Origin of the sequence: Lysinibacillus sp. FSL H8-0500, from assembly GCF_038051955.1 — a bacterium.
Lineage (GTDB): Bacteria > Bacillota > Bacilli > Bacillales_A > Planococcaceae > Lysinibacillus > Lysinibacillus macroides.
This window is the reverse complement of sequence record NZ_CP150292.1, coordinates 2,079,845-2,105,217: the sequence shown is the minus strand read 5'-3', so window position 1 is coordinate 2,105,217 and position 25,373 is coordinate 2,079,845. Positions and strand designations below refer to the sequence as shown.

General features: G+C 39.8%; 24 protein-coding genes. 2 read left to right on the top strand and 22 right to left on the bottom strand.

From position 1 onward, the window contains the following. Window positions 1–6: 6 nt before the first annotated feature. Genes eat through MHB44_RS09960 form a run of 4 tightly spaced genes read right to left on the bottom strand, consistent with a single transcriptional unit; the run spans window position 7 to window position 4,571 of the window. A complete protein-coding gene (gene eat / locus MHB44_RS09975) occupies window positions 7–1,410 on the bottom strand; it encodes an ethanolamine permease (protein WP_341302630.1) in 1,404 nt (467 codons plus the stop codon). A gap of 31 nt (window positions 1,411–1,441) precedes the next feature. After that, the gene (locus MHB44_RS09970) at window positions 1,442–2,455 is read right to left on the bottom strand and encodes a phosphotransferase (RefSeq protein WP_341302629.1); all 1,014 of its coding nucleotides are present in this window, start codon (window positions 2,453–2,455) and stop codon (window positions 1,442–1,444) included. Window positions 2,456–2,500: 45 nt separating this feature from the next. Next, window positions 2,501–3,787 carry an aminotransferase class III-fold pyridoxal phosphate-dependent enzyme gene (locus MHB44_RS09965; protein WP_341302628.1) on the bottom strand — a complete coding sequence of 429 codons (1,287 nt, stop codon included), beginning with the start codon at window positions 3,785–3,787 and terminating at the stop codon, window positions 2,501–2,503. Beyond that, on the bottom strand, window positions 3,780–4,571 hold the full coding sequence (locus MHB44_RS09960; RefSeq protein ID WP_341302627.1) for a DeoR/GlpR family DNA-binding transcription regulator: 792 nt from the start codon (window positions 4,569–4,571) through the stop codon (window positions 3,780–3,782). The genes MHB44_RS09965 and MHB44_RS09960 overlap by 8 nt, the downstream gene beginning before the upstream one ends. Before the next feature lie 348 nt (window positions 4,572–4,919). Here MHB44_RS09960 and MHB44_RS09955 point away from each other — a divergent pair, with 348 nt between their 5' ends. Continuing rightward, the gene (locus MHB44_RS09955) at window positions 4,920–6,506 is read left to right on the top strand and encodes a PucR family transcriptional regulator ligand-binding domain-containing protein (protein ID WP_341302626.1); all 1,587 of its coding nucleotides are present in this window, start codon (window positions 4,920–4,922) and stop codon (window positions 6,504–6,506) included. A 43-nt stretch (window positions 6,507–6,549) separates the two neighbouring features. Here the strand turns inward: MHB44_RS09955 and MHB44_RS09950 are convergent, their stop codons facing one another. The 8 genes from MHB44_RS09950 to MHB44_RS09915 all read right to left on the bottom strand — a co-directional run bounded on the left by MHB44_RS09950 (window position 6,550) and on the right by MHB44_RS09915 (window position 14,634). Then, on the bottom strand, window positions 6,550–7,317 hold the full coding sequence (locus MHB44_RS09950) for an SDR family oxidoreductase (protein ID WP_341302625.1): 768 nt from the start codon (window positions 7,315–7,317) through the stop codon (window positions 6,550–6,552). 12 nt (window positions 7,318–7,329) lie between these two features. Further along, on the bottom strand, window positions 7,330–8,157 hold the full coding sequence (locus MHB44_RS09945; RefSeq protein WP_341302624.1) for a mycofactocin-coupled SDR family oxidoreductase: 828 nt from the start codon (window positions 8,155–8,157) through the stop codon (window positions 7,330–7,332). Window positions 8,158–8,170: 13 nt separating this feature from the next. Next, the gene (locus MHB44_RS09940) at window positions 8,171–9,502 is read right to left on the bottom strand and encodes an ArgE/DapE family deacylase (RefSeq protein ID WP_341302623.1); all 1,332 of its coding nucleotides are present in this window, start codon (window positions 9,500–9,502) and stop codon (window positions 8,171–8,173) included. A gap of 18 nt (window positions 9,503–9,520) precedes the next feature. Further along, complete coding sequence (locus tag MHB44_RS09935) at window positions 9,521–11,035, bottom strand: sodium:solute symporter family protein (RefSeq protein WP_341302622.1); 1,515 nt, start codon at window positions 11,033–11,035, stop codon at window positions 9,521–9,523. Beyond that, a complete protein-coding gene (locus MHB44_RS09930) occupies window positions 11,035–11,310 on the bottom strand; it encodes a hypothetical protein (protein ID WP_341302621.1) in 276 nt (91 codons plus the stop codon). The genes MHB44_RS09935 and MHB44_RS09930 overlap by 1 nt, the downstream gene beginning before the upstream one ends. A 236-nt stretch (window positions 11,311–11,546) precedes the next feature. Beyond that, window positions 11,547–12,473 (bottom strand): stalk domain-containing protein, encoded by a 927-nt coding sequence (locus MHB44_RS09925; protein WP_341302620.1) that lies wholly within the window; start codon window positions 12,471–12,473, stop codon window positions 11,547–11,549. A gap of 223 nt (window positions 12,474–12,696) precedes the next feature. Beyond that, window positions 12,697–14,469, bottom strand: a complete 1,773-nt coding sequence (locus MHB44_RS09920; protein WP_341302619.1) for a glycerophosphodiester phosphodiesterase — start codon at window positions 14,467–14,469, stop codon at window positions 12,697–12,699. Window positions 14,470–14,490: 21 nt separating this feature from the next. Beyond that, window positions 14,491–14,634 (bottom strand): hypothetical protein, encoded by a 144-nt coding sequence (locus tag MHB44_RS09915; protein WP_341302618.1) that lies wholly within the window; start codon window positions 14,632–14,634, stop codon window positions 14,491–14,493. A 47-nt stretch (window positions 14,635–14,681) separates the two neighbouring features. Here MHB44_RS09915 and MHB44_RS09910 point away from each other — a divergent pair, with 47 nt between their 5' ends. Next, a complete protein-coding gene (locus tag MHB44_RS09910; RefSeq protein WP_341302617.1) occupies window positions 14,682–14,891 on the top strand; it encodes a hypothetical protein in 210 nt (69 codons plus the stop codon). Window positions 14,892–14,925: 34 nt separating this feature from the next. Here MHB44_RS09910 and MHB44_RS09905 read toward each other — a convergent pair whose 3' ends face one another. The 10 genes from MHB44_RS09905 to MHB44_RS09860 all read right to left on the bottom strand — a co-directional run bounded on the left by MHB44_RS09905 (window position 14,926) and on the right by MHB44_RS09860 (window position 25,314). Further along, entirely contained in the window at window positions 14,926–16,491 is a 1,566-nt protein-coding gene (locus MHB44_RS09905; RefSeq protein ID WP_341302616.1) for an amidohydrolase, read from the bottom strand. Between the two features lie 18 nt (window positions 16,492–16,509). Continuing rightward, window positions 16,510–17,061 (bottom strand): biotin transporter BioY, encoded by a 552-nt coding sequence (locus tag MHB44_RS09900; protein WP_205442841.1) that lies wholly within the window; start codon window positions 17,059–17,061, stop codon window positions 16,510–16,512. A gap of 723 nt (window positions 17,062–17,784) precedes the next feature. Further along, window positions 17,785–18,447: a TIGR04104 family putative zinc finger protein gene (locus MHB44_RS09895; protein ID WP_341302615.1), complete on the bottom strand. Its 663-nt coding sequence runs from the start codon at window positions 18,445–18,447 to the stop codon at window positions 17,785–17,787. Then, complete coding sequence (locus MHB44_RS09890) at window positions 18,434–18,952, bottom strand: sigma-70 family RNA polymerase sigma factor (RefSeq protein WP_341302614.1); 519 nt, start codon at window positions 18,950–18,952, stop codon at window positions 18,434–18,436. Before MHB44_RS09890 ends, MHB44_RS09895 begins: the two co-directional genes overlap by 14 nt. A gap of 103 nt (window positions 18,953–19,055) precedes the next feature. Beyond that, window positions 19,056–19,811: an ABC transporter ATP-binding protein gene (locus MHB44_RS09885; RefSeq protein ID WP_341302613.1), complete on the bottom strand. Its 756-nt coding sequence runs from the start codon at window positions 19,809–19,811 to the stop codon at window positions 19,056–19,058. Between the two features lie 5 nt (window positions 19,812–19,816). Next, complete coding sequence (locus MHB44_RS09880; protein ID WP_341302612.1) at window positions 19,817–22,135, bottom strand: FtsX-like permease family protein; 2,319 nt, start codon at window positions 22,133–22,135, stop codon at window positions 19,817–19,819. A 56-nt stretch (window positions 22,136–22,191) separates the two neighbouring features. Continuing rightward, window positions 22,192–22,842 (bottom strand): TetR/AcrR family transcriptional regulator, encoded by a 651-nt coding sequence (locus MHB44_RS09875; RefSeq protein WP_341302611.1) that lies wholly within the window; start codon window positions 22,840–22,842, stop codon window positions 22,192–22,194. A 120-nt stretch (window positions 22,843–22,962) separates the two neighbouring features. After that, window positions 22,963–23,184, bottom strand: a complete 222-nt coding sequence (locus MHB44_RS09870) for a helix-turn-helix transcriptional regulator (RefSeq protein ID WP_341302610.1) — start codon at window positions 23,182–23,184, stop codon at window positions 22,963–22,965. 10 nt (window positions 23,185–23,194) lie between these two features. After that, window positions 23,195–23,665 carry a DUF2975 domain-containing protein gene (locus MHB44_RS09865; RefSeq protein ID WP_341302609.1) on the bottom strand — a complete coding sequence of 157 codons (471 nt, stop codon included), beginning with the start codon at window positions 23,663–23,665 and terminating at the stop codon, window positions 23,195–23,197. Window positions 23,666–23,865: 200 nt separating this feature from the next. After that, complete coding sequence (locus tag MHB44_RS09860; protein WP_341302608.1) at window positions 23,866–25,314, bottom strand: GGDEF domain-containing protein; 1,449 nt, start codon at window positions 25,312–25,314, stop codon at window positions 23,866–23,868. Window positions 25,315–25,373 lie beyond the last annotated feature (59 nt).

Sequence of the window (25,373 nt, the reverse complement as noted above, 5' to 3'; positions counted from 1 at the left end):
TACGCTTTATTCTGTCATAGATCCAATAGACGTTTGTGTAATTTGACTATCTTCCTGAGCTGCTTCTTTTGCAAAGCGTTCCTCTGGCGCATCTTCATTAATTTGATGTCTTGCCCACAGCCAATAGTAAATACTTGCCACGGCAAAAACCGCAAGACAGACAATGAAAAACGTCAAATTTGCAAAGAAACTCGCAAAAATCGCAATCACAGATAGTGTTAATGAAATAATCGGTGTCAATGGGTACAATGGTGTCCGAAACGTTCGCGATAAATTCGGCTCCTTTTTGCGTAAAATTAACACAGATAAATTCATCGTAATGTACGATACTAATGCTCCAAATGTAGAAATTAAAATTAAATCGTCTGGGTTAAATAATATAACAAGCACTAAGCCGATAAAGCCTGGCAAAATAATCGCCATGTAAGGCGTTTGACGTGTTTTATGCATTTTCGATAAGATGCTTGGTAGATAGCCTGCACGTGATAGCGCATAGACCTGACGCGAATAAGCTAAGATTACACCTGAGAAACTTGCGATTAACCCGACTAATCCCACAGAGGCTAAAACTTGTGCTAGCCAATACGTATTGCCAAAGGCTGCCGCAATTGCTGCTGGTAATGGATCTTCTGCTACTGTCATCGTATCAATGCCTGCAAGTCCGATCGCTACTGTCGTTGTGAGCACAGATAAAATCAGCAGTGTCACCATGCCAGAAATTAAACCTTTCGGCATATCCTTTTGAACATCTCTTGTTTCTTCTGACAGCATTGGCAGCATTTCTATCGCTAAAAATAGCCACATTGCATATGGTAGCGCAGACCAGATTCCTTTAAAGCCACCCGGTACTAGCTCACCACTTGCGGGGAACAAATTCTCCACTTGAATCTGTGGCAACCCAACAAAATACATTAGCACTAATAATCCCAATGCGATAAATACAAGAACCATTTCAATCGTTGCATATTCCTTAATACCTAAAATGTGTACCCCCATAAAGAGTGCATACATAAACGCTGCGGCTACAACTGTTGGCACTGCGGGGAATAAGAAACTTATATAGCCTCCAATTCCAATTGCAATAATAGGTGCAGCAATTACATATTGAAGCACAACCCCTATTCCAGTAATGAATCCCACGTATCTTCCCATGGCACGCCTTGCAAACGAGTATGGTCCCCCAGCATAAGGTAACATTGTCGCTAATTCAGAGATTCCTAGCGTCATTGTTAAGTACATAATCGCCATAAATATCGTAGCAATTAGCATGCCTAAATAGCCCGATTGACTTAAGCCAAAGTTCCATCCAAAATAATTTCCTGAAATAACAATTCCAACACCGATTGTCCATAAATGAATAGGTGTAAGGGCTTTCTTTAAAACAATGATTTCATTCTTTTTTGAAGTCATTCAGTTCGCCACCTTTACAATTATTTGGATGTTATACAATTTTATTTTTTGCTAAATAATTTTTCACTAAGGCATCACTTTGAATGGTATAGTTTTCACCAAGTAAGCGCGTCGTTTCATTATCACGACTACCTACCCAAGAAATGAGCTGTAATCTTCTCATTAAAATAAAGGTTGGAATCATCTCAATTTCTTCCTCAGATAATGTTCGCACTTGACTATAGCCCTTGATCCATGACGCAATTAAATCATCCAAATACGGCATATGCTCAATAAAGCTTACAGATGTTGCTAAATCATATAAATACCAGCCGAAACCACAATCATCAAAATCAATCACTTTAATTTCATCACCATAAATGAGTAAATTGGCTAAGCGTAAATCCGCATGAATTAGCCCGAACCGTGTTTTACTTTTGCCAAATGCCTCTAGCTTCTTTTGAATAACTTGAGATGCTTCCTCATATAAAGCGATGCGAGCTGGTGTCATACCAAGTCCATCCTGCCATCTTGCCCACTTTGGTGATTGCCCTAAAATCGTGTCATAATCCCATATCATACGCTGAAAATCTTCGTAGTGATCATGTTGCTCGATTGTATGCTTGTGGAACAGTGCTGTAATTTTTCCTAATGTTTCAAATTGGTGAATTAAATTTTCTTCATTATTTTCATCTGGAGCATTACCCTCCAAAAATGTAAATAATGTGCTATAATAAATTGTGTCATTATACTGATGAGCATGTACGTAGTCACCGTCATCTGCTCGCATCGGTAATGATACATCAATAGGAGATTGCTCATGTAGCGAATTTAACCAAGCAATCTCCGCCTCTATCTCTTCTTTCTTATGATAATTTGGACGACTAATTCTCAAAATATACCTTTTACCTTGTGCATCCTCTACGAGATACGTAGCGTTTTCGGAATAATCAATCATTTTACAAGATGCTTCTACTAAACAACTAAACTCCTTTAACGCATCATTTGCTGCTTGATGAAAAGTAGAAAGTACAGCTTCTAAATCTAAGAAATCCATTTGACCCATATAGTAAACCCCCTTGTTTACGAAATGATAAGCTTTCCTTCTATATTAATAGCGTCCAAACTTTACAAGCTGTGCAGCCTCTTTAATACCTGCCTCACATTTTTCCAGCAATTCATCACAATACGCTTTATCACATAATAACCCTGGTTTAAACTGTAAAACGCGTGTATCAAGCATTGAATAGATTGCCCATACACCATGCTTGTACAAAGAGCTCATCACATATTTCGCACCATCAGGATGATTAAACTCTAAGCCCATGACAACACCAAGCTGACGAATACCGACAAAGAAATCTGGATATCTTTGCTGAATTTGCTCTAAACCTGTTCGTAAATAGCGTGCCACATAGTCAACATTTTTAATGACTTCAGGTCGTTGTGAAATTTCCAGCACCTTCATCGCCACAACACAGCCAAGCTCTGCTCCGCCAAAGGTAGAGATATGTGCTAGTCCATCCTCTTGCATCCAACCACCTGCACGCTCATTCACTACTGTTGCAGCAATTGGATAAATACCACCACTTAGCCCCTTTGCGGTTACTAAAATATCTGGCTTAACACCATAATGCTCAATACCCCAAAGCTTACCTGTTCTCATTAAACCTGTCTGCACCTCATCCGCAATATAAAGTGCACCATAACGCTCACACAACGCCTTGACACTTGTTAAATAATTGGCATGTGGTAGCGGAAAACCATATGTCGCTGGAATCGTTTCAATAATTACGCTCGCCACATCGCCCTTGGCTAGCTCGCGTTCCATTGCATCGAGATCATTAAATGGCACATGCACAAATTCAGTTGGGTCGCCTTCACTTAAAAATGGCTTGGAATAACGTTCATTACCAAGTGATACGGCTAAGCCTGAATGCCCATGGTAGCCATTTTTGATCGAGATGGTTTTTTTACGCTTCGTCGCATAGCGTGCACATTTCAACGCCACATCAATCGCTTCACTACCACCACTAGAAAAAATTGTATACTTTAAGCCATCTGGTGTGCACTGTCCTAATGCTTCAGCTAATTGGGCGCGCGCTGTCGATGGAAAATGGTGATTGCCAATATCAAAATAATTGGTTCCTTCCACTAATGCTGCAATGACTTCTGGATTACGATGTCCTAAGTTGTACGTACCGCCATTGAGATGGGCATTCATTAATTGTTTGCCATCCACATCATAGAAGTAATAGCCTTCTCGTTTGCCGATCACCACATCGACGCCATCCACTTGCCATTGCTTCGTTTTTCCTGGATTCCACCAGTCAATTGATTTTTGTAAGGTTTCTTGTTTACTCGCAAAATAGTCCATATTTTCCACCTTCCTATACATGGATATCCTCCAACATTTCACTTGCTATTAATAACTCAACTTTTTTCTGAGCTAAGCGTTCCTGCCATTGTGTAGAGCTTTTTTGATCTGTAATAATCATCGAAACATCCTCTAAATGGCAAATATGCGCAAATGTAGAAACCCCAAATTTTGTATGGTCTGCTAAAATTACAGTTGTTTCAGCACGCTCAATTAATTTCTTTGAAATGGCAGCACCTGTAATATCATAATCAGTAATGCCATCAGTTAAGGAAATCCCACCCGCAGCAACAAAGGCTTTATTTGCCTTTAATTGATTGAAAAATAAATCGGCTAATGGGCCACCCATAAACTTTTGTCGATGTTCATACTCACCTCCTGCAAAAAGGATCTTTCCTTGAAAGCATTCTGTTGCTAGCGATAAAACAGGGAGAGAATTTGTCACCACGATGACATTTGGTTTATCACTTAAGAAACGTACAATTTCATAGGCCGTTGTACCGTGACCAATAAAAATCACATCACCGTCCTCCACAATATTTGCGGCAGCCTTACATATTAACCGTTTCTCTAAGTTATTGAGTGACGTTTTTTGTTCAAATGTACGTTCATACTTTTGCTTCGTCTTGACAGCACCGCCATAGACTTTGTGCAAGAGCCCTTCCTTCTCCAAACGATCCATATCTCTCCGTATAGTCTCACCTGATACGTTTAATAATTGTTCAGCATCGCTTACTTTCACTTTTCCTTCTAAATCTAAAATATCTAAAATTACTTTTTTACGTTCTTCAAATGAAAGAGACATACACCATCACTCCAAACACAAAGTTAAATCCAACAAAATCCACAAATCAAACATTCAATTTCTGTATTTATGTGGATTTGTTTTGAATTTTAAAGAATAGTCACACAATTGTCAATACTATTAGGCTGATTTTTTTATTTATTAAGGTTGCATCGCCCATTTCACCCCCAAATGCACAACATAAATCCACAATAAACATGAATTCTACTAATTTAATAAGTGAAAATTACAAAAATTTCGTGTATTATACTAGTAATCTCACCTTTTATAACAAAAGCATTGCAAATCCTTCTACTAATGATAGAGCATACATCATCACCGTTCATTAAAATAACTGAGGTGATGACTTTGCGGATAAAAGATATCCTGCTTTTACAGGAATTTCAACATGCCAACATACTATCAGGAAAAAATTTATTAGACACAGAAGTAAACGGAGCAACGATCATCAATACCCTAGGGGGCTGTGCTTCGATAGAACGAGGAAATTTTATTCTTACAGCAGGTTTTCCATCTTTCACAGATGAAGCATTCAAACAGTTAATTCGCTCCCTCGCTGAAAAAGGAGTCAGTGGCTTAGGTATTAAAATCGGTCCAGATATTCCGTCTATTTCTTCAGACGTCCAAAGCTTTGCAGAGCAATACAAGCTAGTGATCATCGAGCTGGATAGCAATAGTGCTTGGGCGGATCTAATGATTTCCATTGTCAACCATATTAATTACGAGCAAAAGCTTGAATTGGAAAAAATAAAAAATATTTATGAAGCATTCCAAGCTTTTTTATTAGTAAAATCTGATATTCAGCAATTACCATCATTAATGGAAAAATTGCTTGCTAAAAAAACAACCATTTATTTGCATGCCGTTGATAAATCCTACAGCTCTTTTGCATTATCACCTGTATTTGAGAACGTCTTGTCAAACATTGTCCAAACAATAAAAACGCAAAATTTAACAAAAGAAAGTTTTCAAGAACTACCAATCCCTGTCTATGTAAAGCCGATTTATGAAAATCGCCATCTGGAGGGCTGTATTATCATTTGGGAATGCCAAATGCTTGGTGCTTCCTGGCACAATGTGGCAATTTCGCAAGCGACCGCTATTCTATTAACGGAGCTACAAAAAATCAAAAGTATTCTTTCATTATCGCAGCAAAATAGAAGTAGCTTTCTGTTAGACGTGTTTCGTGGCAAATTTAATAGTACAGAGGAGATTGTGCGCGTTTCAAAAGAAGTTAATTGGAATTTAGCCGATCATCCCTATCAATTACTATTAATTGAATTAGCATTTCCTGCTGACCAGAAGCAGGATGCCTTTATCGTAACCTCTCAGCTAATCTTTTTATTAGAAAAATATACTTTAACGAAAATTTGCTTTGATTCCAATAATTATTTAGTGCTGCTGCTCGATACCACATCAGAAATAACGGCTGATTTTATTTGTAAAAAAATTGATTTTTTATTAGCGAAATATCATCTCCAAGTCACCTATTTTGGTGGGGTTGGACGAGTATATGCATTACCGTCCATTGTGAAAAGCTATAATGAAGCATTAATTTCATTGCACTTTGCCAAAACAAAGAAAAATTTATTGGCGAAGGTCATTCATTTTGAACATTTAAACTTTGAGCGCATTTTGTTCTCGAACCATCCAATAAAAGAAGCTTCCTTTCTTCAGCAAGAATATTTACTGCCATTAAAGGAGTTTGATCAGAAAAAAGCAGCGGAGCTTTATCATACACTAAAAGTCTTTTTATTTAATAATGCGGATTTTAATAAAACTGCGGAACAGCTCTTTGTTCATAAAAATACAGTTCGCTATCGCCTAAGTTTAATTAAAGAAATCTCCAAGCTCAATCCCGAAAAACTGCAAGATCAAATTTTATTTTATATTGGCTTCTTGCTTGAGGAAATTCAACTTCCTGCCTATCAATAATAAACAAGGGTGACTCAAAGGTATATTTGAGCCACCCTTAAACTTAAGTCGCTGTATAGCCACCATCCACCGGTATTAATGCACCTGTAATAAAGGACGCTTCATCAGAGGCTAAAAAGGCAATTGTATTAGCGACTTCCTCTGGCTTGCCTAACCGCCCTAATAAATAGGCATTTTCATAGGCTTGCCGGATAGCCTGACCGCCGCCATCACCTTCAATAAGCTGGTCAGCCATTTTTGTATCCGTTAGCCCCGGGCAAACAGCGTTAACCCTTATACCATGCTGCCCAAGCTCTACAGCCGTACTACGTGTAATCCCTACCACCGCGTGCTTTGTCATAATATATAAATTATGATTTTTCGTACCGATCATACCCGAAATCGATGCCAAATTGACGATGGAACTGCCCGCTTGTCTTTTTAAATATGGAATGGCATACTTTGTGCTTAGCATAACGCCTTTAATATTAATGTCGGAAATTTTTTCATACATAGTAGCCTCAAATGTTTCAGCCGTATTATTGACAAAAATTCCTGCATTATTAACAACTGTTGATAGATACCCGTATGTTGCTACAGCTTCCTGATACAGATTGGCGATATGCTCTTCATCGGTAATATTACAAACGACCGCATGAACATCATAACCATTTTGCTGTAATTGACGAGCCGCCTCCTGCAATTTTTCTGCATTCGCATCTGACAGAACGATTTTTGCGCCCTCTTGCCCACATTTTTGTGCTGTAGCCAAACCAATCCCTTGTGCTGCCCCTGTGATAATGACAACTTTATCCTGTAATCTTCCTGTCATATCCTTCTCCCCCTACATTGTTAAGTAACCTGCATCCACCGCAATATGTGATCCTGATATATTATTGGAATCATCTGACACTAAAAACAATGCTGCATTAATCACATCGTTTGGTGCGATAAAATCTTGGTTTGGAAACACATGATGGTTGCCAAATGCAGGCGTTGCTTCCTCTCTTGTTGCCCCTTTTTTATTTGCCAAGCGGTCATATGTTGCTTGATTGTTTGCCATTGTTGTATCAACTGCCGTTGGGCAAATCGCATTGACATGGATATTATACGGGCCGACCTCCATTGCCATTGATTTCACTAGCCCTAATACACCATGCTTAGCCGCTACATAATGCCCTACATTTTGCCCACCTCGTAAGCCATTGACAGAGGATACACATAAAATTTTCCCCTCTTGGCGTTCAATCATATACGGAAGGACATGCTTGCACGTTAACCACGTGCCCTTTAAGCAAATATCGAGCATATCATCCCACTGATCCTCTGGCATTTCCCATAGCTTGTTATAGGAAAGAATACCAGCATTGGTCACAAGAATATCTATTTTGCCAAAATGTTCAATCGTTTTTTGCACAGCCTCTTCCAGCTCCTGCGAATGACGCACATCTGCGATAAACCCTAAAGCATCAACACCTCTGCCTTTTATGTCATTCACTGTTTTCGTTAGTTCCGATTCATCCGCCATATTATAAGCAACACTTTGCAGATTTCTAGCAATATCTGTAATCACAATTGCCGCGCCCTCTTCTGCAAATTTTAATGCATATTCCTTGCCCATCCCACGTGCACCGCCTGTTATAAACGCTACTTTTCCTGTTAATTTTCCCATATAAGCATCCTCTCTACTGCATTTCTTCCATATCACACCACTCTAAGGCTGTTAAGGCATAGGTTTTTGTTGCTTTGATTAAATCTTCGACTAGTACATACTCATTCGCTGCATGTGCTACTAAAATGCTCCCAGGACCATATATAATAGAAGGAATTCCTTTCGCATTTAAAAACGCTGCATCTGCCACCGCTGCAAAGCCATGAATAACCGCTTCTTCTCCCGTTGCTTCCTCATGCGCACGGCTTGTTGCTTGCACAATTGGATGATCTGTTGGCACATTGAAGGCTGGCCAATGCAATAAAAATTCAATCTCTGGTGGATGATTGCGTAGCCATAAATCATTTTGGACAGCTCTGTCAACATGTGCTAAAATTTCAGCCTTTACTTCCTCAAAGGATTCTAATGGATGATGCCAAACCGCATATTGAATCGTACAATAATCGGAAACAACAAACGGTAAGTCAACATCATAGGATTTACCATGAATAATACCCGGATGAATGGAAAAATGACCTGGCTCAAAAAGATCATGTGTCTTTGTGAATCCCCACTCCTCCTCTAATTGCTGGAGCGCTTGGACAATATACATCCCTTTTTCTACCGCATTAATGCCCACCTCACCATGCTTGCCGCCTGCACGAATAAACTCTCTTCTTACAGAAGCATGTGTCGTTTTACCTTTCACGGTAATATGCATACGAATAACGCCTGGGCTTACAGGTACTACAGCTAAACTTTGCGGAGGTCCAGACGGCTCAGATACAATCGCCGCATCTGCCTTATAGCCTCTTTCTACTGTTGCCGTGACACCTAATTCATGGTCCATTGTTTCCTCGCCAACAACGGTTTCTAGCAATAAATCACCCTTTAATTGAATGCCTAATTTTTTTAATGCTTTAGCAGCCATAATTTGAGCCGCTATCCCGCCCTTCATATCACAGGCTCCACGTCCATATAGTTTGCCATCCTCTACTCTCCCTGAGAATGGATCTTCAAATTTCCAGTCAGTGTTTGGGCCTGGTGGCACTACATCAATATGGCCATTGAAAATCAACGACTTGCCATTTCCTGCCCCTTTTATCATGCCAACTAGATTTGGTCTTTGTGCCTCTACTTCCCACATATCCACTTCATCACAAATTTCTTCAAAAATAGGCTTCAGAAATTCTTGGACGTTCTTTTCACCACCGATGACTTCCTCTTTCACAACCCCATCGTAATTTGGGTTAACGCTTGGAATTTTCACCATATCACTTGCTAAACGAATAATGTCCTCACGCATTTCATCAATCGTTGCCACTAGCTCTTGCTTTATTTTTTCAAAAGATAAAACATTTTTCATATTATTCCTCCTAGTTTACTAGTTTTTTAGGTTCGTATTTGCCAATGCAGGGTCGACAGCAGGGAGTGGTACAGATTTTTTATTGCTCCTGGCTATTTCAATATCGTTCCACAGATCTTCCACATGTGTCTCGACAGGCTTTGCATAACCAGCAATAAGCATAATAACAGTTGTTGTAACAAGCCCATAAACACCTGCAGACCAGCCTAAATTTGTAATAAATGCAGGCTCCGTCACCGTTAATGTCATCGAAACAATTGTCCCAATAATCATACCTGCAAGAGCGCCTTCTTTGTTTGCACGCTTCCAATAAAGCCCTAAAATCACAACTGGGAAAATCATAATAATCCCTTGGTAGGATAGCAAGGCAATATTGATTAATGCGCCAACATCAACCGTTGCAAGGACAGCACATATTGCGCCAATGATAAACACTGAAATTCTCGCTATTTTCATGGCTGTTTTTTCAGAAATATCCTTTTTAATCACCGTCGCTACATCACGAGAAATGGATGTGGACATTGCTTGAATAATACCACTTACCGTTGCAATACTTGTTGCCATAATAACCGTCGACATGAGGGCAAGTACAACTGGTCCAATTTCTCCAGCAGCCCACATATAGGCTTCTTCAGGTTTATTTCTAGCTGTATCATTCATATATAAGATATTCCCCAACAGTTGGAATACAACATAGAATATTGCACCAATAATCGGTGCGATCAATGCAGACTGCTTAATGGAGCGAATACTATCTGAGGCAAATAGTTTATTGTAAACCCATGGCCACATAAAGCCGCCCAATCCACTTGTCACGATAATGGAAGTCCAAAATGCACTAGGCAATTCCCAGCCTGGTCCCGGAAATGTCAACGTTTCCGGGTAATTCGCCACTAATGAATCCATTCCTGCCGCAATACCACCCGAAAATTTAAAAATCATATAGAGCATAACGCCAGTGCCAGCAAAAAACATAAATGTGCCTTGGAAAATATTTGCTGTTATTACTGATTTCATACCGCCTAAAGACACATAGGCAAGCACGACCACAATGCCAATTAACATACCAACTACAGGACTGATTAAACCATTTGTGGCGTAATTAAAAATAACGCCCTGTGTAATCCATTCCATCAATAGCCAAGGAGCTGTAAAGACAATGCCCGCAATCCCCACCACTAAACGCACCATACTGCTTTTATAGCGCAAATCCATCAGTTCTGCTTGAGTGCCAATATGATATTTTTTCCCCCAGATATATGTTTTTTCGGCAACTAGGTACATGGAAAGCATTGTTAATGTTGCATAGGTCAGTACATACAAGCCAATAAAACCATAGCCAACAGAGTATCCTGCAAATGCTGTAAAGGTAGCGCCTACATACCATGTAGAAAATACAGCTAATGAAATCGCCAGCACCCCAAAGCTGCCTCGTGCTGTTGCGTATTCCTCAAAGGATTTAACACCAAAATTTTTCGCATTAATCGCAAACACAATAACAAAGAACACAACAATAAAGATTATCGATAGCATTATTTTCTCACCTCCAATTCCTGCAATTGTGCTTTTGTCAAAGGTTCAATATCAATATCTAAATCACCATATTTGTCATCTACAAAATACCACGTTATTAATAATAGGAAGATCAAAATATTTATAAAGAATTGCCAGAAATATGAGAATGGTAAGCTTAAAATACGTGGCTCAATTTTATTACTGAAATCAAATAACCCTGGAAAACTAGCAAGTAAAACTAAGACAATAAAGCTAGCAGCAAAAAACAAATTTCTTTTCCCTATAGATTTCAAATATTTTCACCTCTTCTATGTTGTAAATTTCGTGCTTTAAAGCATTTATTTGTTCACCGGTTAATGAACATCATATTTTTAAGTGCTGGCAAAGTCAATTAATTATCAGACTTTTTAAAATATTTTGAATATAGTAAAAATAAGCTCTCTTCTTTTGTTTATTATCCAAAACTTTTTTTAAATCTTTCCATTATAAAACCCCTTTATGACAAAAACCATAAAGGGGTTAGACTCGTTTATTTCACTAATTCCTCAACAAATTCAACAGGTACATATGTTTTTGTAGACTCTAATAAAGCTGGTGCTACATTAAAGTGGCGAATTGCTTTATTGTAGCCATATTCCTTTTGCCCACGTGTAATCGTATACGATAGTGCACCTTTAGAGATAATCGCTCCTGTTGCTGTTGCTTTCACTGTAAAGCCAAGCTCTTCTGCAATTAAGCGTAGCGGCACCATTTTTGTGCCATTCACATCATAAAAATCATTATTGATAATGTCTTGCACAGCAGTTGGGATTGTGTTTTCTTCAGTAGCCTCATCCTGTTCTATTTGATCTAACACAATGACCTTTGAAGGGGAAGTTTGTGCTGGAATACTCATTGTTGCCACTGTGTAGAACGCTACTAAATGCTGCCCTGCTAAATCTTCAGCCTTTACTGCTTTGCCAGAGGTACTTTGTAGTTTTGTATCTGGACCAATTGTTAATTTTACATAGTTTTCTGTATCGACTAATTCGTTATTGAAAAAATCCACTTCTACAGTGCCCATTTCTTCTGTTTCCACAATCATTACTTCTGGGTTGTACTGTGGTGGATAAATCGCAAGCATCGGCTTCTTGGCATAAGAGTAAGCGGACACCTTATCTCCTTTTTGAAGCTTGACTTCTTTTCCCGTATTGTCGAAAACTAAAGAGTCTTTATCCACAATCACAATATTTGTATTGTCACCCTCAACCACTGTATAGTATGTGGCGTTTTCACGTACATCTACGTTTTCAACTATACCTGTCACTTTAATAAAAATAGGTTGCGCTTGTTGCACAGAAGTTTCTGCGTTAATCTCAACAGTCTCCCCTTCGTTCGCTGATGCAGTTGGAGCTCCAATCGCGCCCCCTAATAATAATGCTGACATAGCAAATGGTACGACTTTCGTCATTTTCATACAAAAAGCATCTCCTTCATTTTCCCGAATTCAATAAAGTAGTCGTGTTCACAAGAAAAAGGTTACAATCTGGCTAATTTTTTATGGCTAGAGTTGTGCTTACTAATTTTGAGCAGGTATGCCCTTTCTTTGAGCGACTTCTTTTGACTATTCGCTTCAATATGCAGTGTTTGCTTTGCTTCGTGGGTATTCGCTTCTACTTCGCGAATTTTTTCACCCCTGATCAAAAGATAAATCTCAGTCGATTCAGAACGCGTTGTAAAAAATATTGGTGTTCGCTTTGCTGGGTCCTTAGCTCGCGGGCGACGTCGGGGTGGTCGGTGATGACGCCGCTGACATTTTTTTCAATAAAGGTTTGCAGGGAGCGGTCGTCATTGAGTGTCCAGACAAATAAATCGGTCGGGTGCTGCTTCAATTCTGCAATAAGCTGCTCCGTTACCCAAGATTCCTCTAATGCGATAAAATCAACATTTTCCTCCATTGGGCCAATATTGAGTGCATAGACAATGCCAACACGCAAATTCGGCACCAATTTTTTTAATTGTGTCATTTTCTGTCCATCAGCGGATTGCACATAGTAGGAATCTAGCACCTTGTACTTTCGTAGCTTCTCTACTAATTTAGGTAAAACATCTTCTGTTTCTTGACCATGCACCTTTAATTCGATTAGTAGCGCCACATTTAACGCTTTGGCAATTTCAATACAATCATCTAATGAAGCAATTTTATCGCTAAAGCCATTTTGATGAATCGTTAACGTTTTTAGTTCACTCAGAGTCATATTCGCAATGACACCGTTTTTACCAGCTAACCTGCGCAATGTTCGATCATGGAAGACGACGAATTCCCCATCCACAGTTTGCTGAATGTCGATTTCAATTAAATCTGCCCCCGCATTGGCTGCACTCACCAATCCACTAATTGTATTTTCTACATTGCCAGCTACATAGCCGCGGTGAGCAATAATTTTGGTGTCGGGAGCATAGATACTTTTCTCTAATGAATTAATATTCATCATACTTAATACGAGAAACACGATGCCGCTTATCAACAGCAATGGCTTATAGCGCCGCTTTCGATGTGTAGTAGCGCTGACTTTGCCCATCACCAGCGTATTATATGTGATGGCGACCATAACTTGTGAAAACATCGCCTGTAATAGACTAAATAGCACCACAAAGACCATTTCTAAAAAGGCTAGTGTTAGCCCAGCCGTAACCAATGCAGCACTTGGCATTAAACGCTCGATTAAATAGAGCGGAAACGTAGTGATCACTGTTATCCCAAGCATCATCAACAGATGACCTGTTAAAAGCATCGCTAATAGCACGACTAGTTCAAATAATCCTCGCTTGGAAAATCGCCAGCTTTGCTTAAAAGAACGCAAAATAGAGATGTTCGGTTGGATTGTAAAAATAGGTAAGGTTAAGATACTTCGAATGCCTATCATCACTACGATGCTTGCCACCACCGCAGCATATGCTAGCCTACCCGCTCGACTACTCATGATTTCTTCAGTTAGAAAATGTGGTAGGGAGACGGATTGAGTCAATGTAAGGGGCAGCATAAAGGAAGCTAGTGGCATTAATAGTGCTAGATAGACGATTAGAAACAGCACTTGGACGCTAAAAAAATAAACAACCTTGCGATTTAATTGCTGCCATAAAGGAAGAAATCGATAGCGAATTCCTCGTTGCTGATGAAAGGCCATGAGAAATAGAAAGCCCATCTCATAATATACAAATAATAAAAACAGCAAAATTAATAGACAAATCATTATCATGACAAAGGGATGCGTCACAAAGCTTTGCCAATTTTGCTCGGTAATATGTGTAAACCCTGTTACTCGTAGCATGAGCTTCAAGACGATAGAGGTTACAGGGATCATCAATAAAAACTGAAAGATTCTAATGAGTGCGAAAACCTGTACATAATCGAATCGATAAACATAAATATTATGGACAGCCTGTCGCATTACTTGTCCTGCCTTGTGCACATACTCACCCCTATCATGCTGTTAAAATCGCTCACTACTAACGTATGTTTTGACTGCTATGGCCCATTCCTTAAAGCCAATAAAATAGCACTCCTCTACACCAAAGTAGGTGTCAATTTTTGTATTAATCGTGACATTCTCCATTTTTTTGAAACTTTTTAGCATGCCACCCTGTATATAACTAGATACCCACTACAGAAAGGAGCGCAAACATGAAATTCAACCTTGGCGATATCATTAGTACAACCGTTCTTTTATGTATATTCTTAGTTATCTTTTTTGTAATGATTCAGATGATTAAAAAAATGAAAGCCACTACCCCCGTGCCTCCTCCACCAACCATGCAACAGCAAGTAGAGGACTTATCAAAACGTGTGTCGACCTTAGAACAACAAGTGAAACAACTAGCTGACAAACAATAGTCCCATAAAAAAATCGCTGTGAAGGATAACCTTCTCAGCGATTTTCATATACTATCTGACCATTCACAACCGTGCATGCGACTTGAATGTGTGGAAGCTGTTCCATCGTTACTGTAAAAACGTCCTTTTGTAAAATCGTAAAATCTGCTGCAAAGCCTGCTGCAATTTTGCCACGCATAAATTGCTGTCCAATTATTTCAGCCGCCCCTACTGTGTACAAACGGACTGCCTCAAATCGGGAAATTTTCTCATGCGGGTTATAGCCATCATGTGTTTCCTCAAAATTTCTTCTAGTGACAGCCGCATAAATACCATGCAGCGGGTTTGGCACTTCAATCGGCGCATCACTGCCGCCTGCGACAATCAGCCCTCTGTCAAGAAGCGACTTTAAAGGATGTAAGCCCTGTGCGCGCTCCTCTCCAAGTCTCGATAGCTCTGCTTGGTATTCCCCCTGCACAAACTGCGGCTGCATATCCACTGCCACTGGTAATGCAGCTAGCTTTGCTAATAGTTCCTCATCGACTAAGCTACAATGAATCACACGATCAAGCTGACCTTCCTGAGGAGGATATGCCGCAAAAACGTCTAAAATCGTTTCTATTGCTAAATCGCCAATGGCATGCACGGCAACGGTTTGTCCATAATGACGTGCCAGCTGGACATAGCTTGTTAATTGCTCAGTTGTATGAATAAGCATCCCTGCATTGTCCGAATCATCACAGTAAGGCTGACGTAGTGCAGCCGTACGACCTCCAAAGGCTCCATCAATAAAAATTTTCATCGCACCAAACTCCAAAAATGGTGAGGAAGCTAAATCCATCTTCGCAACCTCTTCAAAGACTGTATGATGCTGTAATAAATGCACCTTAAAGGATTGCTGTGCCTCTACTATTTTGCGATACGCCTGAATCGGTTGGCTTGGTGGTCCATAATAGCTTAAATCCTCTGAATGTCCCCCTACTAAACCATAGGATTGCAATGAGGTCACCGCCTTTGTCAGTGCATCCTCAATATACGCAGGTGTAATATGTGGCATATGGTTAACAATTAAATACAATGCGGCATCCTTTAGTATCCCTGTGAGCTGACCATCTACTTTGTCAATGACACCCCCCTCTGGCGAAGGAGTCCTATTTGTAATTCCAGCAAAAGCGAGTGCCTTGGAATTGGCTAGGATCAAATGATGACAGCTCCGTTTAATAATTAAATGAGCATCTCCAAGGGTATCTAGCTCCGCTAAGGTCGGGAAAATGGGCTCCTCAAATTGGTTTTCATTTAGTCCAATCGCAATGACCCATTCATGTGCTGACGCCTCAGCCATTTGCTCCTGAAGTTTCACAAGTAACGCCTCTTTACTCGTAACCGCCGATACATCAAGATGCTTGAGTTTTTCTCCGTAGCCAATAATATGTAAATGGCTGTCGACAAAGCCTGGATACATGATATTCCCCTCTAAATGTTGGATAGAAGCAGCTAGTGGCGACAAGCTCTCCACTGAGCCTGTCGCCACAATTTTTCCATCTTCAACAAGGACTGCATCCACTGTTTCACCAACCTGAGCCATCGTGTAAATCTTACCACCTGTCCATAATGTTGCCAAAACAATTCCTCCCATGTCCTATGCTATTGCTTCAATTAAGTGCGCTCTTTCTAAGCGACGACGAACAATGACACCAATCCATGCTGCAAGTACCGCCTTGACGATCCCCACCACGATAAATGGTGCAACTCCACCCATAAAGGCAGCTGTCCATGTATAATCTGCTACAATTTTTAACCACACTGTCCCAAACGCTAATGTAATGATCATCCCAATGATATTCGCAATAATAGCTTGAGCAAATGTAATACCAAATTTATCTAAGTATAAGCCCATAATAATCGCTGTGGCAAGGAAACCGACAATGTACCCACCTGTTGGACCAACTAAAATTCCTAGTCCACCTGACATACCACTAAATACAGGTAAACCTGCTGCCCCTAGTAAAATATATAATAGAACAGATAACGTGCCTAATCTTGTCCCTAAAATCGTCACGATGATTCCAACCGCTAAAGTTTGACCTGTAATCGGAATAAGTGGTAATGGAATTGTTACCTGTGCTAAAACCGCGATAATCGCTGCCCCAAATGCTGCTAAGACGTATTGATATGTACTTCCTTTTTTCAATGTAAAAAGCCTCCCCTTTTGCGTTAACTAATAATAAAAATAAGTTAACACAAAGATAAAGCAAATGAAAACCATTGTCAATCTATTTTAGAATAAAAAAAGAAATTGCTAGATTACAATAGCAATTTCCTCATAGTGTTGAAAAACAAAACAATCAATAGAATTTTTGTGAAAGGTGAAAATGGTTTCCGTTGCAGGCTACTTGCTTTCCTGTGGGCGAGCGTCGAGCCGCTTCCTTTGCTACCGCTCCGTGCAGGGGCTCGCCTGTCTCGCTATCCCACGGGAGTCAAGTAGCCTTCCACTCCAACCTACAAAATGTTAACTTTTTAGCAAAGGTTTTCAAATAAAGTGAAGGTGTTCACTACTCTTTATGAAGGGGTGTTGTCACTACACATTGAAAATAAGAGCCTATCTAATTATACAAATCATGGGCAAATTTGATTACTACGGCTAGCTAGTATGAAAGATAAGGAAAAGCCACTTTTGCAGAATGGTTGATTGGAGTGGAGCCAGCGTCACTCCTAGGGGTAGTGTCACAGATGAGACCCTGGAGCGAACGGAAGTGAGTGAAGCGGCTCATCGGACGCCCCCCGGAAAGGACGCTGGCGGAACGGAAATCAACCCCTCACCTTGCTAAAAGTTCTTTTTCTGCTAGTGACATGATCTTTTTTCAACAACATGAAGAAATTGCTAGATTACAATAGCAATTTCCTGTCATAATCATTACCACAAAGGTTCATTCATTGGATCTTTTTCTTGTAGCTTAAACACATATGGCGCAATTTGATAATGGTAATAGAACATCCCCACTAAAAAGAAAATAATACCGATGACAAAATGTTGAAAAACATGCTGCAGCATAATCAACAAAGGTACTGGCATCGTCATCACACCACTGATTTGCATAGATTTTTTTGTGCGATATTGCTTTTGTCCACAATGAGGGCACACAATTTCACTATTTTTGCGATATAATTTACGTGCATCCTTCTCAGACCAGCTTTCCCCACATTCAATACAAACAGGTAAACCATAACCCTTTTTCACTAGATAACGTTTGACTATAAATGTCGCCCCTATAAAAATGCTCAGTAAGATAAAGCCTCTTACATAATCCGAATCAAAAAGTGACCACCAATGCCAAGTATCCGACTGTAAGCTAGCCGCTTGATGGCTTGAAGTCCGTTGTTCTTTCTGTTGTGTCAAGATATAGCTAAAACCGATGACAAAAATAGTAAAGGTTGCGAGCACGAAACGATACGTCCATTGACCACCTGCTTTGCGTTGAACCTTTCGTCGTGCTTTTTCCGCGATTACTTGTTTGCGCTGCTGTGAGAGCTTGACATTTTGTAGCTCCTTTAATACATCCTCTTTAAATTGATTCATGGCGTAGCACCTCCCAATCAAAGTCACCCATTGCTGTTGCCAGCTGTTTACGAGCTCGCTGTAATCTTGTGCGAATCGTTGCTTCCGGACAGTGTACAAGCTGTGCAATTTCCACTGTCGACATCTCCTCAAAATAATACAAAATCAAGACCTCACGATAGGCAACTGATAATGTAAACAATGCCTCCGTCAGCTCTTTTTTGACGGATTTCTCTAGCATCTCCTTTTCAGGTGTCATAGCTGTTGTGCGCCCCGTGATTTTTTCAAACAATGTCAGTTGTTTACTTTTCCAACTTCGTAAATAATCGTGACTTCGATTAACCGTCATTTTCACTAAATATGTACGCAAGGATGCTTCCTGACGAAACTGTCCCTGCTTTTGATAAAAGGCGATGAACACATCCTGCACGATGTCCTCCGCCGTTGCCTTATTTTTTACATATAGATAGGCGACCTTTAGTAAGTAATCACCGTGCTCCTCGATTATCTGTTCAATATCCATCATTGCCCTCACCTACTTTCTACACTACTGACGGACGCCACAACAATTGCGATTCATTTTTCACAAAAAAATCCGTAATTTTTAAATCATTACGGATTCCTTCAAGCTAAATACCTATTTTTTGCATAGCAGACACCACTTTGACCATTCGATCGTCTAAATCATTGCCCGTGAATTCAGGCAACCGCAGTTCATTCACGATAGCGCCATCAGACATAAAAAGGATACGCTCTGTTCTTGCAGCAATTTTTGGATCATGTGTCACAAGCATAACCGTTGTGCCTTCTCGATTGATGGCGGCCAATAAATCCATGATTTCCTGAGCAGACGTTGAATTTAAAGCGCCTGTGGGTTCATCTCCAAAAATGATTTGTGGGTTGCTAATCAAAGCGCGACAGATGCCTGCTCGTTGCAGCTGCCCGCCAGAAACCTGGGTAATATCTCGCTCTGCCAAATCTGCAATCCCCATTTTGTGCATGATTTGCAGCGCCCTTTCTGTCAAGGCCCTCACATTTTTTCGCTGATCACGCATGGCAGGTAACAGAATATTATCAAGGATATTTAGGCTTTTTAGAAAGGTCGGCTGCTGAAAGACAAAGCCCATTTTCGTTCTACGCAAATCAGCCAGTTCTTTGTCACTTAGTGCTGTTAAATCCATTCCATCAAAGGTAACCTGACCATGATCAATACTGTCCATCCCACTAAGGGCATACAATAATGTCGATTTCCCACAGCCAGATGGCCCCATAATGGCAATAAACTCCCCTTGATTGATTGCCACTGAGACATCCATTAAAACCGGATGCTGGTCATTGCCTACTTGAAAAGACTTTGCAATTTGCTCACCACTCACTAGATTCATAGGTTCTACTCCTTTATATGCTCTATTATTTTTACCTGCCCTGCCCTTGACGTACCGAATAGCGTGGCTAACAGTACGACGCTTGTGAGCGCTAGTGGGCAAAAAACATAGGCTGCTAGTGGATTAATCATAAAATCAAATGATGCCGCCCCAAATGAGGCAATGACTGTACTTGTTAGAAATTCGCCTAGCGTGTTTGCGAGCAACGTTCCCATCGTAATGGCTAGCAGTAAAACAAAAACCGAACGCGCCGCATATTGTGTAGCAATATCAGCATTCGTAAATCCTAACGCTTTCATAATAGCGATAGGCGCTTGATCCTTCGTAATCAGCATGTTCATAAATAATAATGTCACGAGCACACACAGCAATAGAGCTATGACGAGTGCTGCACGGGCTGCCTTGTCAATGGCATGAATCGTCGTACCAAATGTTTGATTGATATAATCATCAATCCCTGACACCTTGGCAAAAGAGAAAGTTTTTGCATATTCCGCCCTTTTATCTGTGACGAGTGATGGATCTGCCATCGTACTATAAATAACACTCCACATGCTTTCCGTGGAATGATCAGAGAAAGCTGCTTTAGCTGTCTTGCCGCCATTTGTAATATCTGAATAAATACCGCTGACCCTCAACTTTTTCTCCTCATCATTGATGACCACTGCTATCCGATCGCCAACCTTTTTTTGAAGCTCCTCCGCATTGAGCACCGAAAGCGCTACTTCATTAGGGGCAACCGGTGCCTTACCATGCGCATATTCTAAGGGGAAGATCGTATGGTTACCCAACTCTATTTTTAGGTTTTGCGCTGTTCCGTCCTCGGCAATCGTTATGAACTTTTTCGTTGTCAAAACAGTGTAATTCTTGATGGTTGTGTCATGCTCAAGCGTATCGATCACCGCTGCCACCTGCTGTGCATTTTGCTTGCCTTGTGGGATATCGATTCGGATGTCACTATTCCCAATGCCCATATACGTAATAAAGCTTTTAGCCGCAATCGTGTTGTGTAGATTTTGAGGAACGATGATAATAAATGTTGCTAATAATAGCACGGCAAGCATTGTCGCATAAAGACTTTTTCGCGCGAGCACATCCTTCATGCCAAGAAAAAGATTAATCGGAAGCCTTTTATTGGAGCTGAGGTTCAAAAATTTTGCATGTTGCACTTTACCTTGCGTTGTACCGAAGCGAATAGCCTGTGTGGCTGATAGCTTGCGAAACTGTTTCAATACTGATTGTACATAGCCCATTACCACCATAAATACGAGCAGCAACCCGAGACCAGTGAACAGCCAAATTTGTGAGCCATTGTCCGTTTCTCCCATGAACAAACGAATATTTTCTAATAGCATATCTCGAAGCAAGAAAGAGCAGGCAAAACCAAGCAGGCAGCCAATTACAGCGATCACACCATACTTGGCTAGATACATTTTCTGAATATCCCCCACGCGTAAGCCAATCGCTTTCATCATACCGATTTCTCGAGTATCCTCTTCCATTTTAGTGAGCAATGTAAATCGAATACACATAAAAGCAATAGCGACTACAAGGAGACTGATGAGTAAGATGACAGCAATCATGAGCCCATCGGATATGGCATTCAGCATTTGAAAAAGCTTGTAGGTAATGGTCGGTCCGTTTGCTTCTAACCCTGCACTTGTATAGGCTTCTTCAAACTTCTTTAAATCCGCCAAACTTTTCAAACGAAACTCAAGTAAATATTCAACCGTTCCCGCTCCCTGGATTGCTGCATAATCTTGTTCACTGACCAGAAAGCGTTTAGAGGAAGCCAGCATAGAGTTCATCTGTGAATCCCTTAGAAATCCAGCTATTGTAAAGGTTTGATCATGAACGATTACAGTATCCCCCAAGTCGGCCATGCCGTCCTTCCAATAGCTTACAGGTACATAAATATCACCATTGGACACTTCAATCACATGACCATCAAGATTAAGTAAATAATCAAATTTCTCACTTTGTGTGCTGAAACCATTGTCCTGCACACTATGTGCCAATGTGGTACCCGCAATATTGATCTTTGAGCCCTCCACATTTAGAAATTCATTGATTTGAAATTCATCTACATATTTATTTTGCTCCCCAAATTCAGTGAGCCGCACTTCATCGATTTCACCTGCATGCATCTGGAGAAAATGAGACGTTTCTGCTTGCTTCATCAGCGTGTCAATTGCACTTGTCAAATGGACAATAAGTACTGCTGATAGTGTGACAAGCAAAGCCGCTGCCGCCACAAATAGTGTTGTCATACCTGTTATTAGCTTGCTGTTTGCCATATCATTGCGCACAATTTTCCAATACATAGGTCACCTCTTTGTAAGTAGTTAACCGTCATCAAGCCTAACAAGAACTAAAAAATTTAGTTCGTACTGCCTTCTCCTTTATTCCCAAACATTTGCATCATATACAATAAGCTACCACTTTCAACCCCTAGCATTCGTTCAATATTAAAAATCAATGCTGGAATACGGGTAGCTCGTTCCTCATCTGTCATCAAGACTAAATCATCATCGAAGACTGTATTGGTATATGCAATAATCATTTCCATACACTCATAGGGATAAGGTGTTTGGTAAATACCCTGCTCAATGCCCTCACGAATAATAGCAGTGAGGATTGGCGGTACTTGATTGATGACTACCTGCTGTATTTTGCGATGCATCAAAGCATTTTGTGGCCTATGAACATGCTCCATCATTTCCTGTCCACCATGTTCGTTTTGCATATTTAACGCCATAACAACGCGTAGTATACGCTCATTTACAGCTATACGCGTATCTGCTGCAATAGTTCTTGCCTTTGCAAGCATCGTGCTTGTGTAACGCTCAATAAGAGCATCCATAATATCTTCCTTAGATTTAAAATGATAATAGAGAGTGCCTCTAGCAATGCCTACTTTTTCCAGGATATTACTCGTACTAGTGCCATCAAATCCCTTCTGCGCAAATAGTTCATCCGCTGCATCTAATATTTCATTTCTGCGTTCTTCCGCTTTTTTTATTTCCCTCATCAAGACAACTCCTTGTAATTGACCGACTGCCTGTCGATTATTCTTGCTTTTATCTTAGCACACGTCTGCTTATGATGGCAATCATTTCTACCAAAAAAAGAATCTGCTTTACGCAGACCCTTACTTTTGTGTATCCTCGTTCCTTTGATATTCTAAAATATCGCCAGGCTGACACTCTAATGCCTCGCAAATAGCCTCTAATGTCGAAAAACGAACAGCTTTAGCCTTACCATTTTTTAAAATTGAAAGGTTTGCCATCGTAATTCCTACTTTTTCTGAAAGCTCTGTAACACTCATTTTCCGTTTCGCCAACATGACATCAATATTAATAATTATTGCCATAGTAGTCACCTCAAACCGTTAGATCATTTTCTGATTTGATATCAATGGCATTTTTCAAAAGCTTTTGAAGCACAGCCGCAAATACTGCTATCACAAAGGAAGCAAAAATAATAACCATACCAATAATAATTAGCCCAGGTGCATCATCGACTTCCGCAACGTAGTAAATAAGCGGCATACCTATCACATACAAACTGCTAATCACAATTGCACAATATTTGATATTTATTAACGCGTTCACAGATCGTTCCGAAAAAGCAATGTTTTGATCAATATAGCTTAATAGCTTGAAAGCCATATATAGGGCTACAAAAAAGGCGATTGCTGCTCCATAGATGACCACTAAAGCAAATAAAGTTGTTTTTGGAAAATGCTGAATTGCTTCCTTCGCAATCCAAGGAACCCCTAGCAAACATAAAGCAAGAATAGGTAGCCCCATCAGCACAACAGCAGCCTTTAAGAATAGTGTTTGTCGTTTCATTTAACACACCTCATTGGTTTATTCTCCAATTAACCTTATCATATAATTTATCGTTTTTCAATAAATTTTTATTGATAATTCAGCTTTCCGTCCTTCTCTTAAGCAAGATAAACTGTTTATGAATGGATGAAAAACGATCATTATAATCAATTGCTTACAAGGTTTAAACGAGATTCATATGAGTAGTGCCTTTTTCTATTTTAAATACCATTTCCCATATTACAATCGTGGTTATAGTGTGTAATTTGGTTACGCCCATTCCGTTTAGACGTATAGAGCGCTTCATCTGCATATCGAATTAGTTCCTCCACTTGCACAATCTTCCCATTGTTATTTGTGCTAACACCGATACTAAATGCCAATTGAACAACTTCCTCTTGAACAGTCAACGATAATGAAGATAACGCTTGATAAAGATTAGCACCCATAGTTTGAATCGTTTCTCCGTCTTTTATTTGACTAAGCACAATAAACTCATCCCCACCAAAGCGGGCAACAATGGATGGCATAGGCTGAAAAAAGTCCTTTAAGGTTTTGGCGGTAATTGTTAAAGCATCGTCGCCAAAGAGATGACCGTTCGCATCATTAATTTTCTTAAAATGGTCTAAATCTATCATCATTAAGGCTAATGGCTGACTGCTTTTCGCTGCTGCCTCCACCATTTTTTCCGCGTGTTCATCAAAATAACGACGATTATAAATATTCGTTAATGGATCCATATACGCATTGTTTTCAAATTGCTTTTTATGATCCTTATATTCCATTTCAAACAATACATGTGAATAGTTCTCCCGCTGCATTTCTAACAAAATATGAATATATTCTTTTTGTATCGCGCATAAAACCACTTTATTCCCCTGTTCCTCAATTAGCTTTACTAAGGAATTATAAATCATTTGAAGCATTGCTAAATCATTATTCTGTAAAGCATAATGCTTTATTTTTTGATATAAATCAATCGCTTCATTGACACGCCCTTGCCTTTCACATAACAAAGCATAAGCATAAAATACCTCTAGTTGCACCTTTGAATAAGGTGGCTGGTCAATCATTGCTAATAGCTCCTTTAATATCGTATTCGCCTTAGAAAATTCCTTTAGCTCAATATGCGCAACAGCTAAATTTGTTTTAGGATGAATAATGCCTGTATACGGTTTTTTATGCTTTACATCAGAGGCATTGGCATAATAAAGACTTTTAAAGGCAAACTCCTTGGCTTTCTCATAATTCCCCATTGAAATTTCTAAATCACTAAGGTTATTATAAAGTTTGCCTAAGCTTTCTACATGTTGAATATTTTCAGCAATTTTTAACCCCTTTAACATCAGCTCTTCCGATTTCTTTAAATGACCAAATGTTCCCCAATAAATAGAAGCGATATTGTAATATTGAATCACATCAATATCGCTGCCATGTTGAAAAGTTAGTTCACGATATTGTTCAAGCACATTAATGGAGAGCTGTAAATCACCTGTTTGAAAATAACTGGCACAGCTATAGTTTAATAACACGATTGCCTTGTCATACATCCCAAGCTTAATGGCACTTTCAATTGCGGCACTACTGATTTCTATATATTCTAAAAAGCGATTCGCATTATATAGTTCATTAAGCGTAATCCAAAGTTCTTCAAATTCTTCTGTGTTCATACCGCCCCTCCTTCTCTTCACCCTTACTTCTTTAATACTACCCGCGCCAAAAAAATATT

Bases quoted from the DNA above. Each gene is read 5' to 3' on its own strand.
- MHB44_RS09910 (WP_341302617.1), top strand. From the start codon at position 14,682: ATGAAATTCAACCTTGGCGATATCATTAGTACAACCGTTCTTTTATGT.
- MHB44_RS09965 (WP_341302628.1), bottom strand. From the start codon at position 3,787: ATGTATAGGAAGGTGGAAAATATGGACTATTTTGCGAGTAAACAAGAA.
- MHB44_RS09870 (WP_341302610.1), bottom strand. From the start codon at position 23,184: ATGGCAATAATTATTAATATTGATGTCATGTTGGCGAAACGGAAAATG.
- MHB44_RS09925 (WP_341302620.1), bottom strand. From the start codon at position 12,473: ATGAAAATGACGAAAGTCGTACCATTTGCTATGTCAGCATTATTATTA.
- MHB44_RS09860 (WP_341302608.1), bottom strand. From the start codon at position 25,314: ATGAACACAGAAGAATTTGAAGAACTTTGGATTACGCTTAATGAACTA.
- MHB44_RS09945 (WP_341302624.1), bottom strand. From the start codon at position 8,157: ATGGGAAAATTAACAGGAAAAGTAGCGTTTATAACAGGCGGTGCACGT.
- MHB44_RS09960 (WP_341302627.1), bottom strand. From the start codon at position 4,571: ATGTCTCTTTCATTTGAAGAACGTAAAAAAGTAATTTTAGATATTTTA.
- MHB44_RS09865 (WP_341302609.1), bottom strand. From the start codon at position 23,665: ATGAAACGACAAACACTATTCTTAAAGGCTGCTGTTGTGCTGATGGGG.
- MHB44_RS09915 (WP_341302618.1), bottom strand. From the start codon at position 14,634: ATGCTAAAAAGTTTCAAAAAAATGGAGAATGTCACGATTAATACAAAA.
- MHB44_RS09895 (WP_341302615.1), bottom strand. From the start codon at position 18,447: ATGAATCAATTTAAAGAGGATGTATTAAAGGAGCTACAAAATGTCAAG.
- MHB44_RS09880 (WP_341302612.1), bottom strand. From the start codon at position 22,135: ATGTATTGGAAAATTGTGCGCAATGATATGGCAAACAGCAAGCTAATA.
- MHB44_RS09935 (WP_341302622.1), bottom strand. From the start codon at position 11,035: ATGCTATCGATAATCTTTATTGTTGTGTTCTTTGTTATTGTGTTTGCG.
- MHB44_RS09875 (WP_341302611.1), bottom strand. From the start codon at position 22,842: ATGAGGGAAATAAAAAAAGCGGAAGAACGCAGAAATGAAATATTAGAT.
- MHB44_RS09970 (WP_341302629.1), bottom strand. From the start codon at position 2,455: ATGGGTCAAATGGATTTCTTAGATTTAGAAGCTGTACTTTCTACTTTT.
- MHB44_RS09950 (WP_341302625.1), bottom strand. From the start codon at position 7,317: ATGACAGGAAGATTACAGGATAAAGTTGTCATTATCACAGGGGCAGCA.
- eat (WP_341302630.1), bottom strand. From the start codon at position 1,410: ATGACTTCAAAAAAGAATGAAATCATTGTTTTAAAGAAAGCCCTTACA.
- MHB44_RS09885 (WP_341302613.1), bottom strand. From the start codon at position 19,811: ATGAATCTAGTGAGTGGTGAGCAAATTGCAAAGTCTTTTCAAGTAGGC.
- MHB44_RS09940 (WP_341302623.1), bottom strand. From the start codon at position 9,502: ATGAAAAATGTTTTATCTTTTGAAAAAATAAAGCAAGAGCTAGTGGCA.
- MHB44_RS09890 (WP_341302614.1), bottom strand. From the start codon at position 18,952: ATGATGGATATTGAACAGATAATCGAGGAGCACGGTGATTACTTACTA.